Source organism: Actinoallomurus sp. NPDC052308 (genome assembly GCF_040679195.1).
Lineage (GTDB): Bacteria > Actinomycetota > Actinomycetes > Streptosporangiales > Streptosporangiaceae > Actinoallomurus > Actinoallomurus liliacearum.
The window spans coordinates 87,701-104,118 of record NZ_JBFAUM010000013.1 but is presented as its reverse complement, the minus strand read 5'-3'; the positions used below and the strand labels follow the sequence as shown (position 1 = coordinate 104,118).

At 71.3% G+C, this 16,418-nt stretch carries 8 protein-coding genes; all 8 read right to left on the bottom strand.

What is annotated here, in order from left to right; all coding sequences use genetic code 11:
• Positions 1-6: 6 nt before the first annotated feature.
• Positions 7-3,948 carry a family 78 glycoside hydrolase catalytic domain gene (locus AB0L00_RS27270; RefSeq protein ID WP_364439789.1) on the bottom strand — a complete coding sequence of 1,314 codons (3,942 nt, stop codon included), beginning with the start codon at positions 3,946-3,948 and terminating at the stop codon, positions 7-9.
• 25 nt (positions 3,949-3,973) lie between these two features.
• Positions 3,974-6,043 carry a family 43 glycosylhydrolase gene (locus AB0L00_RS27265; protein WP_364439786.1) on the bottom strand — a complete coding sequence of 690 codons (2,070 nt, stop codon included), beginning with the start codon at positions 6,041-6,043 and terminating at the stop codon, positions 3,974-3,976.
• A gap of 41 nt (positions 6,044-6,084) precedes the next feature.
• Positions 6,085-7,497: an L-fucose/L-arabinose isomerase family protein gene (locus tag AB0L00_RS27260; protein WP_364439783.1), complete on the bottom strand. Its 1,413-nt coding sequence runs from the start codon at positions 7,495-7,497 to the stop codon at positions 6,085-6,087.
• Between the two features lie 105 nt (positions 7,498-7,602).
• Positions 7,603-11,343: a glycosyl hydrolase gene (locus AB0L00_RS27255; protein ID WP_364439780.1), complete on the bottom strand. Its 3,741-nt coding sequence runs from the start codon at positions 11,341-11,343 to the stop codon at positions 7,603-7,605.
• Between the two features lie 381 nt (positions 11,344-11,724).
• On the bottom strand, positions 11,725-13,764 hold the full coding sequence (locus AB0L00_RS27250; RefSeq protein ID WP_364439778.1) for a bifunctional aldolase/short-chain dehydrogenase: 2,040 nt from the start codon (positions 13,762-13,764) through the stop codon (positions 11,725-11,727).
• Position 13,765: 1 nt separating this feature from the next.
• The gene (rhaI, locus tag AB0L00_RS27245; RefSeq protein ID WP_364439775.1) at positions 13,766-14,929 is read right to left on the bottom strand and encodes an L-rhamnose isomerase; all 1,164 of its coding nucleotides are present in this window, start codon (positions 14,927-14,929) and stop codon (positions 13,766-13,768) included.
• Between the two features lie 19 nt (positions 14,930-14,948).
• Positions 14,949-15,266, bottom strand: a complete 318-nt coding sequence (locus tag AB0L00_RS27240) for an L-rhamnose mutarotase (RefSeq protein WP_364439772.1) — start codon at positions 15,264-15,266, stop codon at positions 14,949-14,951.
• A gap of 55 nt (positions 15,267-15,321) precedes the next feature.
• Positions 15,322-16,392: a rhamnose ABC transporter substrate-binding protein gene (rhaS, locus tag AB0L00_RS27235; RefSeq protein ID WP_364439770.1), complete on the bottom strand. Its 1,071-nt coding sequence runs from the start codon at positions 16,390-16,392 to the stop codon at positions 15,322-15,324.
• Positions 16,393-16,418: the final 26 nt, after the last annotated feature.

The following is a 16,418-nucleotide window of genomic DNA, read 5'->3' as shown; positions in this document are numbered from 1 at the left end:
TGCCGGTCAGGAGGTGTAACCCTCGAGTTCGATCACCCGGCTGTAGTTGTGGTCATTGGAGTCGTGGACGACGACGCGCAGCGCCGACGCCTGGACGGGGTCGAAGGTCCGCTCGACGGTGCCCGCGGTGTTGCCGCTGACCGTCGCGACCGCGCGCCAGGTGTCTCCCGTGCGCACCTCGATGTCGAAGTCCCGGATCCCGGACTTGGCCGAGGGAGACTTGGCGCTGTTCAGGGTGAGGACGCGGACCCGGCCGAGGGTGATCGGGGCGTTCCACGTCGCGGTCAGCGTGTCGGGGAACCCGCCCGCGGTGTCGTCGTTCCAGCCGCCGACGCCGTTCAGCCAGACCTCCGAGTCGGTGCCTCCGTCGTTCGCCCAGGCGGGGTCGGAGCCGCTGTGGGTGCTGGAGGCCGACATGGTCGCGGCGCGGACGAGGTTCGAGGTGACCGCGACCGGCGCGGACGCGCCGTCGTCACCCGCCTTCAGCGTGACGGTCCCCGACGAGACGCCCGTGTCGGTCTGCTTCAGCGCGACCGGGACCTGGACGGAGCCGTGCGCCGGGACGCGCACCGGGCCGCCGGACACCGACGCCGTGAAGCCGGCCGAGACGGACACGCTCGGGCGGACGGTCACCGCGCGGTCCTCCAGGTTGGTGACCCGGAACCGCGTGGCCGTGGGCTGACCGGGCAGGACGGGGACGTTCACGCCGAACGGCGGCTCGACCGCGAGCTGCTGCCGGTCCTGGGCGACAGAGGAGGCGGTCACGGCGGTGAAGGACCACCGCCCGGAGCCGACCTCGTAGACGCCGTAGCCGTTCTGCGCGCCGACCCACTTCGCGCCGGCGGTGGCGGTCACGTGGTTCCCGCCGAGCAGCGGGACCTCGACGCGCGCCGGGGCGCCCGGCGGCACGGTCACGTCCAGGTGCAGCGTGGTGCCCTCACGGCGCCAGGAGCTGGCGACCTGGCCGCGCGGCGTCTCGTACGTCCCGCTCGCGCCGGTGAGGTCGCCGACCACGGCCGGGCGGATCACCAGGTCGGTGAAGCCGGCGCCGCCGTCGGCCTGCCGGATCCCGGCCAGGCCCGCGTTGAACCACTCGTCGATCGCGCCGAGCATGAAGTGGTCCTGGGAGCCGTAGCCGGTCGGGCCGTCCCAGTACTCCGTGAGCGTGGTCGCGCCGTGCACCACCTGGTAGCCGTAGCTCGGCGCGGTGACCTGCTGGGCGACCTTCAGCAGCACGTCGTCGCGGCCGGCCGCGGACAGCACCCGGAACACCGCGGGCAGGGAGATCTCCCCGACGGTCAGGTGGTAACCCTTGGTCTCGATGGACGTGACGAGGTGGTCGGTGACGGCCTGCCGCTGGTCGGCGGGCACGACGCCCATGTCCAGGGCGAACGCGTCACTGGCCTGGCTGCCCGAGCCGTACATTCCGTCCTTGAGGTACGTCGCGTTGAACGCCGCGGCGATCTTCCCGGCCGCGGTGTCGTAGCGGGAGGGGTCCTCGCCGAGGAGCCGGGCGATCCTGCCGAGGGCGACGGCGTCCCGGTAGTAGCCGTAGCTCGCGGCGATGCCGACCGGCGTGGAGGAGTCCGTGCCGGCCCAGTCGCCGTAGCCGTAGTCGAGCAGGTTTCCGCTGGTCTTCGACGTCAGGTAGTCGAAGTACCGGCCCATCGCCGGGAGGTAGGTCCGCAGCGTGCCGACGTCGCCGTAGGACTGGTAGTGCTGCCAGGCGGACATGATGATCGCGCTGCCCCAGTTCGGGTCGTCGCGGGCCGATCCGCTGAAGACGACGTACTCCGGGGCGATGTCGGGCACGTGCCCGTCGGGCAGCTGGGCCTCGGCGACGTTCCGCAGGAAGTCGCGGTAGTAGGCCTCGACGTCGAAGTCACGCGCGACGGACCCCTGCACCAGGTGGGTCTGCTCGAGCCAGCCGAGCTTCTCCCGGTCCGGGCAGTCGGTGAGGATGCTGAACATGTTGCCGGCGATCGACGCCTGCGTGATCTTGTGAATGTCGTTCAGCAGCAGGTCCGAGCTGTCGAACGTGCCGGCCGTCGCGTTGTCGGCGCGCAGCACGATCGCCTCGGCGTCGCCGGCGGCGGGTGCCGACGGCAGGCCGGTGACCTGGAGGTACCGGAACCCGTGGTAGACGAAGCGCGGGTGCCAGGTCTCCTCGCCGCCGCCCGCGAGGGTGTAGTGGTCCTCCACCGGCGGCTGCCGGTTCCCGCCGGCGATCATCGTCCCCTGGTCGACGAGGCCGTCGTCGCCGAGCCGCTCCCCCGGCTTGATCGTGAGGGTGGTCCCGCGCGGTCCGCTGACGTGCAGCACGGGCCAGCCCGAGACGTTGGCGCCCAGGTCGAAGACGTACGTCCCGGACTCGGGGTGGGTGATCCGGACGGTGTGCTCGCGCCCGACCGGGACGATCGGCGGGGACGTGCGCGCCGCGACGGCGATGCCCGGGTCGGCGGTCTCGGCGGCGGGCTTCCAGCCGGACAGGTCCGCGCCGGGCCGGTCCCAGCCGGCCTGCTCGCGCCGCGCGTCCTCGTCCTCGCCGCCGTACCACTGCGAGAACGTCGTCGGTCCCAGGTCGGTGCGCCAGGACGCGTCGCTGGCGATCCGCTCGGTGGTGCCGTCCTTCAGCGTCACCTCGAGCTGGGCGAGCAGCCGTGGCGCGCCCTGCGCGCCGACGTACTTGGTGTACCGGTCGGCGGTCGGCGCGACGTTGTAGGTGCCGTTGCCGAGGCGTACGCCGATCGCGTTGCCGCCCTTGCGCAGCAGCCCCGTCACGTCGTAGGTGGAGTAGACGACGCGCTTGCGGTAGTCGGTGTTCGGCGGCTCCAGCACCGCGTCGCTGACCGGCCGGCCGTTGATGGTGGCGTCATAGAGGCCGAGCGCGGTGATGTAGAGCCGGGCCGCGCGGACGTCCTTGCCCAGGTCGAACTGCCGGGCGAGGATCGGCAGCGGCGGGAAGTCGGTGTGGTACGCCGGCGGCGGCTCCTGGCCGGTGACCGTCGCGACGGTGCGCAGGTTCGCGTCGTTCCCGGTCTGCACGGTGAAGTCGACGGGGAAGTTCGGGGTCTTCGCGTCGGCGGTCATCGTGTCCGTGCGCGGGTACAGCACGACCTGGTCGAAGTGCCGGGTCTGCCCCAGGTCGAGCTGCAGCCAGATGTCGTGACCGGGGTCCTGGGACTTGTAGGCGTTGCTGGTGTAGCCGAACGGCGCCTGCTCGGTGCTGAGCGACCCGTCGGTCAGGAACTCCGGCTCCCACTTGCCGGGGTAGCTGCGCACGTCCGAGCCCGTGACGGCCGCGCCCTTGGCCAGGTCGACGTCCGGGTTCGCCGAGTCGGCGACGACGATCTCGGCGAGCTGCAGCCGGGACAGCAGCGAACCGCTCTCGACGATCGGCAGCCCCAGCTTCGTCACGTCCAGCCGGACGTACCGGGCGTCCTGCGCGGGCACCTTGACCGTGACCGGCGTGGGCTTGCGGTCGACCCACCGGTCGTCCCCGACCCACTTGGCCGACCAGTCCGTCTTGGCGAGCAGACCCATCTCCCACCAGGCCGGGCGGCTCCACGACGACGCGTGGCCCGCGCCGTCCCAGACGCGCACGCGCCACCAGACCCGCTGGCGCGCCTTCAGCGCCGCACCCTTGTAGACGGCGCTCACGGCCGCGGAGGCGACCTTTCCGGAGTCCCACAGGTCGGGGTGGTCCAGCCGGTCCGGCGCGGAGGCGGCCTGCACCTGGTACGCGGCCTGGGCCTCGTTCCGTCCGGTCGCCGTGGGCTTCCAGCTCAGCGTCGGCGTCGTGTCGTCGACGCCCAGCGCCGTGTCGAGCGCGTCGGTGCGCAGCCCGGCGACGCCGAGCGGCTCGGTGTCCGCGTGCGCGGGCAGGCCCGGTGTCAGGGCCGCCAGGGCCAGCGCGACCGCGGTCGCGCAAGCCGGGATGAACCTCATGTGCACTCCTCGTCTCCTGGCGATGTCAGCGCTCGACGGACGTCTGGAACTTCAGGTCACGCGCGGGCTCAGCGGTGAAACCCGCGCCGCCGTCGGTGCTGATGACGGAGGTACCGCCGGGATAGGGGTTCTGGTCGTTGAACGCGACGCCGTAGCAGCCGGTGGTCGTCGACGAGCCGAGGCGCACGGCGTACTCGGCACCGCGCCGTACCCGGACGCCCGGACGTACGGTCAGATTCCGGGCGGACCAGCCGATCGTGCTCGCCGGCACCGACGCCGACCACACCGTCCTGCCGGTGCCCCGGTCGACGATCTCCATGTCGAGGGGGTCCGACGGTGGGGTCCGCAGCACCCGCCCGGTCTCCGTGCCGTCCTTGAACACGGTCACGGCGAGCGAGGCCAGCCGGCCCGTGCGGCCGGCCGTGAAGCCCTGCTCGCGTCGCGTCGTACCGGCGATGTCGCAGGTGGTGCGGAATCCGGTCACGCCGCTGGTCTGGTCGAGGGCCCGGATGGGCCGCTGGTGGCCGGGGTGGCCCGGGTCGAGGTGGACCTGAGAGTTCGCACAGGTCAGCGGCTGGATGGCGCCGTCCGAGCCGAACGAGAGCGGCTGCCAGTAGTAGTTGGCCAGCGCCTCGTTGGTGTGGAAGTCCCACAGGTCGCTGAAGTAGAGGTACGTCGGCGTGCCGTGCCGGGAGGGCAGCGTCGCGACCTGGGCGGGCTGGCCGCCGCAGGAGTCATCGCTGATCTTGACGCCGCTGGTCGGGACCACCCACTTGGCGAAGTCCCCGGAGAAGTCGTCGGACAGGAGCGTCCGGCCGTCCGTGGAGGTGACCGCGACGTTGTCGAACCGGGCCGACTCCAGGTTGGCGCCGTTCCACTCGCGGAAGCCGACCTTGCCGGTGGCGTACGTCGCGTCGGTGTAGGCGTCCACCTGGACGCCGTCGATCGACGTGGTGAGCGTCGCGCCCGCCGCCGTGACCGCGACGTGGTGCCACTCCCCCGCGACGATCGGCTTGTCCAGCTTCACCACGTGGCTCGCCGTGGTGGCCCCGGCCCGGCGCAGCACGCTCAGCTGTCCGTTCTTCGCCGAGCCGTAACCGGTCAGCAGGAACAGGTAGCCGTGGTCGTCCTGGTTCATCCGCACCGAGAAGCCGGCCTGGGCCGATGTGCCCGAGGTCGTGGGCAGCGGCGCGACGTCGAAGGAGAAGGTGTAGTCGCGCCAGTCCTCGCCCTGCTGGGACAGCCCGTACAGCCCGCCGCTCGCGGTCAGCGCGCCGTCCTCGGCCGTCCACGCGTCCCGACCGTGCCACGGGCCGAGTGGGCTCTTCGCGGTCAGGTAGGAGGTGCCGGTGCCGGTGCAGTACCCGCAGTTCGGGTCCGACATCGTCAGGTAGTACGTGCCGTTCCGCTTGAAGATCGACGGTGCCTCCACGCGGGTGACTCCGGTGATGTCGTACGGCCCGGCCGCGCGCAGATAGTCGGCGGTGAGCTGGATGACCGCGATGTGCCAGCCGGCGTTGCTGCAGGTGAGATAGGCCGTCCCGTCATCGTCGACGAACACGGCGAGGTCGGCGGTGCAGTGCGTCTGGTCCGGCAGGTCGGGGACGGGCTGCTCGGTGAAGGGCCCGGTCGGCGTCCGGCTCGTGTAGACCCGGAACTTGTCGGCGGCGCCCTGGTCGTTGACCCACATGACGTACCTGCGGGTCGCCTTGTCGTAGACGACGTGCGGGCGGAAGCAGTACTGGCACGAGCGGGGAGGCGCGACGAGACCGCGGTCGGTCCAGTGCGCCAGGTCGGGCGACGAGTAGACCTTGAAACCGCAGAACGTGTCGTTGTTCTGCCACTGGTAGCCGCAGTCGTAGGCGGTGCCGTACAGGTAGTAGGTGCCGCCGAAGCGCTCGATCGCTCCGTCGTGCGCGTCCACCGCGTTGCCGTCGGTGTCGAACCGGATCACCTGGTTCCCGGCCGCGTCGAAGTTGACCAGGTTCGTGTCGACCGCGGCCCGGGCGGGCGCCGTGACGACGAGCAGCCCGCCCAGCGCCATGGTCAGCGCCAGTAGGAAGCGGATTCCGCGCATGCCGAAGAAACTCGCCATACCGTCTCCTGTGCGTGAGTCCCCCGACCCGAAAAGAACCGTCAGGCGCCTACGTGGATCAGTTCCACCTCCATGAGGTCCGCGAGGGCGCGCAGGTCGGCGAGCCGGTGGCCGGTGCCGAGGGCCCAGTGGTGGGAGATGCCGGTGGCGCTCCAGGCGTCGGTCCACTCCCCCGGGTCGCAGCCGAAGTCGACGCGCGAGGTGGTGTTGCCGATCTGCAGCAGTGGCCCGGCCACGACCTCGCCCTCGGAGACCACGAACGCGAACCGGCCGTCGCGGCCCTGGCGGAGGCCGAACGCCGTGACGGGGCCGTGCTTGACGTCGAACTCGACGGACACGCCCCAGCCGCGCTTGCCGTGGTAGACGCCGAGGCCGCGCAGCAGCGGCTTCGCGTCGCTGATGGCCAGGTGCGCCGGGCCGTCGTGGCCCATCTCGACGTGGCCGCGCTCGAAGTCCAGCGCCTGGAGCTCGGTGAATGAGCCGCCCGCGCCGAGCCGGTCCATGATGAGCATCGCGAGGGACGTGCGCAGCTCGTACTCGCCGGCGGCCGGGACGCCGCGCGCGGTCAGCAGCGACGCGCCGAGGATCATGCCCGCGCCGAGGCGTTCGTGGACCTCGCCGTCCAGGCCCCGGTGGTAGTAGGCGAGGCTGTCGAGCTCGAAGTCCGCGGCGAGCCGGTCGAGACCGACGGCGACGCGCGCGGCCCACGAGAAGTCCTCGTCGTTGACCGAGTCGGCCAGCTCGAAGATCTCCGCGGCCTCCTTCTTCTTGGCCTCCGCCTCGGCGTCGGTGACCTTCTCGACGCGGACCCGCAGGTCGTCGAACTCCAGGACCTCCATGTGGCCGCCGAAGTTCGCCGGCACAAGGGTCAGGTCGGTGGAGACGTCGAGCATGCCCGGGTACAGGTGGCCCATCAGGCCGTGCCGGCCCCGGCGCAGCGCCGCCCGTACGCCCGCCGCGCGCACCCAACGGCCGATCTTCGCCCAGGCCCGCTCGTCCTCGACGTACCCCGACACCGAGCGGAACGGGATGCCGCAGCGCAGGAACGCGTTGGCCATCTCCGGCAGCGGGCAGGCGCCGCAGTAGGCCAGCCACTGACCCGTGTCGAAGGTCGCATGGTCCATCGACTCGGTCGGCTGCAGGTTGATCAGCAGCACGGGGGCGCCGCTGCGCTGGGCGATCGGCACCAGCATGGTCGCGGTCATGTACGTCGTGAGGAACCCGACGATGAGGTCGCAGTCCGCCGCGCGCAGCTTCTCGGCCGCCGCCGCACCCTCCTGGGCGTCGGAGATGAAGCCCACGTCGACGACGTCGGCGCCGAGTTCGCCCATCCGTTCCGACACGCGCTCGGCGGATCGCCGCAGTTGCGGCAGCAGGTCGGGGAACTGCGGCCAGTAGGCCCCGAGCCCTCCGGCGACCAGCCCGACGCGCACGCGTCCGTTGTTCGCGGTCATCTCATCCCTTCCATCGTGTGTCGTCCGGCAGCGCCGGTGGTCGGCCGGTACCGCACGGCCCGCCGACGTGGCGGGCCGTGCGTCATCCCCGGCTCCGCGCCGGCCTCACGGCTGCACCGTGAGCCCGCTCATCTGCACGTTCGCGGTGACGGAGTCCCAGCTCTTGGTGATGTTGAGTCGCAGGTAGCGGGCGTTCGCCGAGGCGAAGGTCGTCGTTCCGCCCGCCTTCGGGGTGTCGGTGGCACTGGCCACCGTGCGCCAGTTCCGGCCGTCCGAGGACACCTGGACGTCGTAGTCGCGCGGCCCGTAGTTGGACCGGCCACCGACGGTGACGGAGCCGATGTCGATGGCCGCGCCGAAGTCGAGTCCGTACCGCACCGGGTGGTCCGTGGTGGGGCCCTGCCCGGCGGCCCGGCCCCACGACACCCAGAAGGTGCCGGCTGATCCGTCCACCGCGAGGGGGGCCGGATAGCGGTCCTGGCTCGCATCCGCGATCACGCGCGGGAACGGCGCGCCGCCCGGGTTGAGGGCCAGGTCGTCGGAATGCCGCAGGGTCACCGTCGTCGTGGCGGTCAGCCCGGCGTCACTCCGCGCCGTCACGGTCAGGGTGCTCGTTCCGGTCGCGACACCGGAGTCGCGCAGACCTACGGGCACCGTCGCCGAGCCGCCGGCCGGGATCGTGACCCGCTCCTTCTCCGGCTGCGCGGTGATTCCCGATGCGGCCGACGCGCTGAGCGTCACCCCGACCGATTTGCCGGAGCCGTTGCCGACCACCACGGTGGCGCGGTTGTACCCGCCCTTCGCCAGCGGCAGCGACGTCTCCAGCGCCGAGGCGGTCAGCAGGGGCCCGGTGCCGGCGTACGGCGTGAGGGTGAGCGGCCCGAACAGCCCGTAGTCCATCGGCGTCCGCGACGACGCGCCCGTGCTCGGCGCGACGCGGACCGCGTTGAGCAGTGTCGACGCGACCCGAACGGTGATCGTGTTCTGACCCGTGCGCAGGTACTCGCCGACCTCGACATGGCGCAGGTCGGCCTGGTCGAGCGGCGGCAGGTCGTGCCCGTTGACGTTCACGGTCACGGTGTCCACCGGTGTGCCGAGATCGAGACTCGCGCCGCTGACCCCCTTCCACTCGTCGCCCAAGGTCACGTGTGTCGTGTAGGTGCCCGTGCCGGACACGTCCTTCAGGTTCACGGCGTAGCCGTTGTCGGGCGTGATCGCCGACCAGGCCGGCAGCCTGCCGTCCGGTCCGGCCTTGAGCGTGACCGACCCGAGCTTCTTGTGGGCGGTGTCGCCCGGCAGGTCGGAGGCGCCGGGCTCCCAGCTCTCCACCGAGAGCGACCAGTCGCCCAGCGCCACCGGCTTCGGCGTACCGGCCGACGGGCTCGTCGTGTTCGCCCTGCCGGGCCGCCCCGGCGCGCCGTCGAAGGTGCCGTCGTGCCGTGGTGTGACCGCGATGATCTCGGCGTTGTCGCCGTTGAGCCGCACCGGGACGGTGATCTTGCCGTGGCCGGACGTGTAGTTCGTGATCGGGGTGATCTCACCGGTCCAGGTGTTCAGCCGGTACGGCACGCCGTCGCCGGTGAGGGTGAGCGTCTGCGCGGTCGCGGTGTGCGTCTGGTTGTAGAGGTAGTAGTAGTCGGTGGAGCCCGCGTGCCTGCGCACGTCGAGGAGCGCGCCGGAGTCGTCCTGCGGCGCGAGGGCGGGCGTCACCTTCAGGCCCTTCAACGCGGCCGGCACGTCCGCTTCGCTCGCCACCCGCGCGACGCCGCGCTGCTCGACCAGCTGGCCGACCAGGGACTGCAGCCGCGCGTCCTGGGCCGCCGCGTCGTTGGCTCCGGGAACGCTGCTCGGCAGGTCACCGACGATGACGATGGGCAGTCCTCGCTGCGCCAGCTGGAGCAGCTTCTGCGCGGTGTCGACCGGCATGGTCGTCTGGTCGTTCAGCAGCACCGCGTGGTACGCCGAACTGTCGCCGAACAGGGCGCCGTCGCGGTAGGAGGCGTCCTTGCGCCGGAGCTGGGCCGGGCTGAGGTACTCGTAGGTGTACCCGGCCGCCGCCAGCGCCGACGAGCTCGCGATCTGCTTGTTCGAGCCGCTTCCCGTGGTCCCCGTGCCGTTCATGCCGAAGTCCTGCCAGTACACGGCCAGGTCGAAGCGCGGCTTGCCCTGCCTGAGCACGAGCTGCATACGGGCCACGCTGTCGTTGATCGCACGGTAGTCGGCCCAGTTCGGGCCGCCCTTGGCGCCGAACGCCTCGGAGTAGGAGGTGTTGCCGCCGTAGGTCATGCCGGGCCACACCTCCTGTGCGCCGGCGCCCTGCGGGCCCTTGGTCAGATAGGGGAAGCCGTGCCAGACGACCTGGTTCACCCCGCCGGCGAAGCCGCGGTACACGGCCTGCAGGTTCGAGGTGTCCGAACCCGCCCCGGCGGTCGATCCCCAGACCGAGCCGGAGAACGCGCAGCACTCATCCGACACCACGGGCTGCCCGGAGAGGTGCGCTCCCGTGGCGACGACCCGGTAGTCCTGCACGTTGCTGTAGGCGCCGACCGACTGCCCGAACGCGAGGGACTCGCCTTCGGGGACGTCGATGTGCGAGGCGGCGTCGGAGATGTCCACCGGTATGCCGTACGGCTGGATGCGGGTGCCCATGTGGTGCTTGTGGGCCCACGCACGCAGGACGTCGAGCCGGTTCGCGATGTACAGGTCGCTGAGGGTCTGCCGGTAGTCGGTGCGTACGCGGGCGCCGAGGCCGTCACCGAAGTCGAAGAACGGTTTGCTGGTGATGCCCTGGTCGCCCGCGCCGGCCAGCGCGGGGAGAACGTCGACCGGGGAGTATCCGCGCAGCTTCTGCCACTGCGCGACCATGTCGGGCGTCCACTTCTGCGTGGTGCCGAGTTCGAGGGAGTCCTCGAACAGTTCGCTGGTGCCCATCTGGGCGAGCAGCTTCCGCACGTCCGAGGTGAGGATGTTCTTGTCGTAGAAGTCCGTGGTCGCCGTGGCACCGGCCGTGCCGAAGGTGTCCAGGGCGTAGTTGGTGCCGGTGGCGGTGTAGCCGGACAGGGACTGGCCGGTGGGCGCCTGGTAGAAGGCGATCAGCGCGTACGTGCTGTTCGCGTCGCCTGGGACGTCGACCGACAGCTCGCCCTGCGCGTCCACCTTCGAGGTCACGTCGATGACGCTGGACCGGTCGAGCAGCCGCGGGGCGCTGGTGGAACGGTCGCAGTTCGCGTCGGCGCACTTGGCGAGGAGCGCCGCGATGAGGGTCTTCTTGGCCCCCGCGGGCGGCGAGACGTCGAGGTTGGTCGGCAGCGGCCCCGACCTGCTGGTGCCGCCGTGGCGGAACTCGTAGGAGAAGACGATCTGCTGCTGCGCGGCGGCGTCGTTGACGTCGTTGACCGTGGGGACGGTCGCGGGCCAGCGGGGGCCGATCGTGAGGTCGAGGCTGAGCCCGTTCGCCTTGGCCGCCGCCAGCATCGTCCGGGTCTTCTGCGCCCACAGCGGGGTGCCCCAGCCGTACTTCTCCAGGAACGGGGTGGTGTTGTTGCCCGTGCCCTCGACGTTGAACGGGGCGACCTCGGCGCCGCCGCCGCCCACCTTCTTGATCTGACCGAGCTCGTCGGCCAGCTCGCCGTCCTCGGTGTAGGCCAGCGGCTGCCACCAGCGGTACTTGGGCCGGACCGAGGCCGGGGGGTCGGCGAAGGTGGCGCGGGTCAGGGCCGGGACAGCCGCCGCGGACACCGGCGCGCCCGCCGCGGTTCCCGTCGGGGTCACCGCGACGACGACCGCGGACAGGGCGAGGAGGATCGCCGTCGGCGCCCCCGCGAACCGACCGGACGCACGTCTCATGGCAGGAGATCCCTCATGTCGTGGACGCCGTGACGTCCGGTGTTTCCTCATCGATGTCCTTCCTGTCGGTGCGACGGGTTCGCCGATCCGGAAGACGTGGGCCGGTGGTGGTCCGAGTTGGGGCGGCGGGCCCGCGGTGGCCGGTTCCGCGGGCCCGCCGCCGGTCTGTCAGCCGTGGCTGTCGAAGTGCCGACGGTCGTCGATCTCGCTGAGGTCGGTCGCGCGGCGGTCGTCGCGGACGGCGCGTTGGAGGATGGGAAAGGCCTGCGATGAGAGCACGGCCGGGTGCGGCGGCGTGGAACGGAATCCGGGCGGAGGTGGGGAGGCTCAGGGAGTGGTGTGCGGGGCGGCTGGTGGCGGTGCCGCCCCGCACCGGATCCGTCAGCGGAGGAAGGCGGCGGCCACCCCCGCGTCCACGGGCACGTGCAGACCCGTCGTGTGGGTCAGGTCCCCGCCGGTGAGGGCGAAGACGGCGTTCGCGACGTGCTCCGGCAGCACTTCGCGCTTGAGCAGGGTCCGCTGGGCGTAGTACTCGCCGAGCTTCTCCTCCGGCACCCCGTAGACGGCCGCGCGCTTGGCGCCCCAGCCGCCGGCGAAGATGCCGGAGCCGCGCACCACGCCGTCGGGGTTGATCCCGTTGACGCGGACGCCGTGCTCGCCGAGCTCGGCGGCCAGCAGGCGCACCTGGTGCGCCTGGTCGGCCTTTGCCGCGCTGTAGGCGATGTTGTTCGGCCCGGCGAAGATGGAGTTCTTCGAGGCGACGTAGACGATGTCGCCGCCCATGGCCTGCTCGATCATCACGCGGGCGGCCTCGCGCGAGACGAGGAACGAGCCGCGCGCCATGACGTCGTGCTGCAGGTCCCAGTCCGCGACCGTCGTGTCGAGCAGCGGCTTGGACAGCGACAGCCCGGCGTTGTTGACGACCAGGTCGACGCCGCCGAAGGCCAGCACCGCCGCCCGCAGCGCGGCGGCGATCCCCTCCTCGTCGGTGACGTCCACGGCCACCGCGACCGCGACGTCCGAGGCCCGCAGCGCGGAGGCGCCGAGTTCGGCGGCGACCTTCTCAGCCGCGGCGGCGTCCCGGTCGGCGACGACGACGCACGCGCCCTCGGCGGCCAGCCGGTGCGCGGTGGCCGCGCCGATGCCGGAGCCGCCGCCGGTCACGAACGCGACGCGGGTGGCGAGGGGCTTCGGCTTCGGCATGCGCCGGAGCTTGGCCTCCTCCAGCTCCCAGTACTCGATGCGGAACTTCTCCGACTCGGCGATCGGGGCGTAGGTGGACAGCGCCTCGGCGCCGCGCATCACGTTGATCGCGTTGACGTAGAACTCGCCGGCGACCCGGGCGGTCTGCTTGTCCTTGCCGAAGCTGAACATGCCGACGCCGGGGACCAGCACGATCACCGGGTCCGCGCCGCGCATCGCCGGGGAGTCCTCGGTGGCGTACCGCTCGTAGTAGGCGCGGTACTCCTCCCGGTACGCCTCGTGCAGCTCGCGCAGCCGGGCCTTGACGTCCTCCAGCGGAGCGGTCGGCGGCAGGTCGAGGACGAGCGGCCGGACCTTGGTGCGCAGGAAGTGGTCGGGGCAGGAGGTGCCGAGGGCGGCGAGCCGCGGGTGCTCGGCCCGTGCCACGAAGTCCAGGACCTCCGGCGAGTCGGTGTAGTGCCCGACCTGCGGCCGGTCCGTCGAGGCGAGCCCGCGGATCAGCGGGAACAGCGCGGCGGCGCGCTCGTGCCGCTCGGCCTCCGGCAGCGTCCCGTGGATCACCGCGCCGAACGGGTCGGGCCGGCCGTGCTCGGCGATGTACGCCTCGGCGGTGCGGATGATGTCGAGCGAGTTGGCCTGGGCCTCCTCGCTGGTGGCGCCCCAGGCGGTGATGCCGTGGCCGCCGAGGACGCAGCCGATGGCCTGCGGGTTGTCCTTCTTGATCGCCGCGATGTCGAGGCCGAGCTGGAAGCCCGGCCGCCGCCACGGCACCCACACGACCCGGTCGCCGAAGATCCGGCGGGTCAGCTCCTCGCCGTCGGCGGCGGTCGCGATCGCGATCCCGGAGTCCGGGTGCAGGTGGTCGACGTGCGCGGCGTCGACCAGGCCGTGCATGGCCGTGTCGATCGACGGCGCGGCGCCGCCCTTGCCGTGCAGGCAGAAGTCGAACGCGGCGACCATCTCGTCCTCGCGCTCGACGCCCGGGTAGACGTTCACCAGGGCGCGCAGCCGGTCCAGGCGCAGCACCGCCAGGCCCGACTCCTTCAGCGTGCCCAGGTCGCCGCCCGAGCCCTTCACCCACATCAGCTCGACGTCACCGCCGGTCACCGGGTCCGGCTGCACGCCCTTCGCGGACGCGTTGCCGCCCGCGTAGTTCGTGTTGCGCGGGTCGCCGCCCAGCTCGTGGCAGCGTTTCAGCAGGTCGTCGACGATGCCCAACTCAAGCCCCCCAACCGGCCGCCTGGCCGTCCTTGCGTTCGTCGCGGATCTTCTCGAAGTAGCCGGACCGGGCGTAGGCCGCCATCGGGTCCGGGTCCAGGCCCATCTCCTCGCGCAGTTCGGCGAGCAGCGGCCGGACGTCGGTGTTGTAGGCGTCCATGAACACGGCGTTGGCGCCGAGCACGTCGCCGGCCTGCTGCGCCGCGCGCAGCGCCTCGACGTCGACCAGCAGGGCCTTGGCCGTGGCCTCCTGCACGTTCAGCACCGAGCGGATCTGGCCGGGGATCTTCGGCTCGATGTTGTGGCACTGGTCGAGCATGAACGCGATCTCGTCGGTGAATCCGCCGCCCTGGATCACCTCGTGCATGATCCGGAAGAGCTGGAACGGGTCGGCGGCGCCCACCATCAGGTCGTCGTCGGCGTAGAAGCGGGAGTTGAAGTCGAAGCCGCCGAGCTTCCCCTCGCGCAGCAGGAACGCCACGATGAACTCGATGTTCGTGCCGGGCGCGTGGTGCCCGGTGTCGACGACCACCTGGGCCTTCGGGCCGAGCTTGAGGCAGTGCGCGTACGACGTGCCCCAGTCCGGCAGGTCGGTGGTGTAGAAGGCCGGCTCGAACAGCTTGTACTCCAGCAGGAACCGCTGGTCGTCGCCGAGCCGCTCGTACACCGCGGCCAGGGCCTCGGCGAGGCGGTCCTGCCGGGCGCGGATGTCGTCCTGGCCGGGGTAGTTGGTCCCGTCGGAGAACCACAGCTTCAGGTCGCGCGAGCCCGTCTCGTCCATGATGTCGACGCACGCGAGCAGGTGCTTCAGCGCCTTCGCCCGCACCTTCGGGTCCGGGTTGGTGACGCTGCCCAGCATGTAGTCGTCGTCCTGGAAGACGTTCGTGTTGATCGCGCCGACCGTGACGCCGCGCTCACGGGCGTGCTCGGCCAGCGCGCCGTAGTCGTCCACCTTGTCCCAGGGGATGTGCAGCGCGACGGTCGGCGCGACGCCGGTGTGGCGGTGCACCTGCGCCGCGTCGTCGATCTTCTCCTGCGGCGTGCGCGGCACGCCCTGCTGGGCGAACACCTTGAAGCGGGTGCCGGAGTTGCCGTAAGCCCACGACGGCGTCTCGATGCGCTGTGCGCGCAGTGCCGCCTTCACCTGGGTCCTGTCGGTTGTCATTGTTCGTGATCCCCGATCGTCAGTCGAGATGGAAGACTTCGGCGAGCGGCACCATGCCCTCGTCGGGGCGCCCGTCGAGGTCCTCGAAGAACGGCGCCATGTCCGCCTGCCAGCGGGCGTTCACCTCGGTGTTCTCCATGGCCGCGCGCGCCGCGTCGAAGTCGTCGGTCTCGAGGTAGCCGACGAGCAGCCCGTCGTCGCGCAGGAAGAGGCTGTAGTTGCGCCAGCCGGCCGCGCGCAGGGCGGTGAGCATGTCCGGCCACACCGCCTCGTGCCGTTCGCGGTACTCCTCCAGCCGGTCCTGCCTGACCTTCAGCAGGAAACAGACGCGCCGCACGGGGGCTCCTCCCGCGAGGGGCGGGGCCGCGTCCGGCGGCCCCGCCACCGATCGCCTAGAAGTTGTAGTTGTCGATGTTGGACTTGTCGAAGACGGTCGGCGGGCCGAGGATGACCTCGCCGTCCTTGCCGATCGTGCGCTCGCCGAGCTTGCCGGCCTTGAACTTCTCACCCTCCGCGCCGGTGATCTGGCCGGAGGCGAGGGCCGCGGCGGCGTACGACGCGAGGTAGCCCAGGTTCTTCGGGTCCCACAGCTCGAACTTGGCGACCGTGCCGTCCTTGACGAACTTGCGCATCTGGTTCGGCGTGCCGAGGCCGGAGACCGCGACCTTGCCCTTGTACTTCGAGCCGTCGATGTAGCGGGCCGCGGCGGCGATGCCGACCGTGGTCGGGGCGATGATGCCCTTCAGGTCCGGGTACGCCTGCAGCAGACCCTGCGTCTGCTGGAAGGACTTCTGGTCGTCGTCGTCGCCGTAGGCGACCTTGACGAGCTGGATGCCGGAGTACTCCGGCTTCTTCAGCTCGTCCTTCATGAAGCCGATCCAGGTGTTCTGGTTGGTGGCGTTGGCGGTCGCCGACAGGATCGCGATCTTGCCCTTGCCGCCGATCAGCTCGGACATGAGCTTGATCTCGCTACGGCCGATCTCCTCGGAGCTGGCCTGGTTGATGAAGACGTCGCGGCAGTCCTTGGAGGCGTCGGAGTCGTACGACACCACCTTGATCTTGCGGGACATCGCCTGCTTGAGCGGGCCGCAGACGGCGTTCGGGTCGTTGGCCGCGATGAGGATCGAGTCCATCCGCTGCTGGATCAGCGTGTTGATGTAGGAGATCTGCGAGGACGCCGACGCGTCGGACGGGCCGACCTCCTTGGCGGTGCCGCCGAACTCCTTGGCCCCGTCGATGCCCGCGTTGTCGACGATCGTCTCGTACGGGTTGTTCACCTGCTTGGGAAGGAAGGCGAGCTTGAGGCCCTTCTTCAGGGGCGCGTTCGGGTTCGCCTTCGCGCCGCTGGTCGCGGCGCTCTTGGCGTCGTCGCCGGAGGAGTTCTTCGTCGTACCGCCGCAGGCGGCGGCGCCGACGGCGAGGGCGGCGGCGATGGCCACGGCCGCCAGGGGGCGCTTGGACATGGGGGATTCCTTTTCGTCGTTCGCTG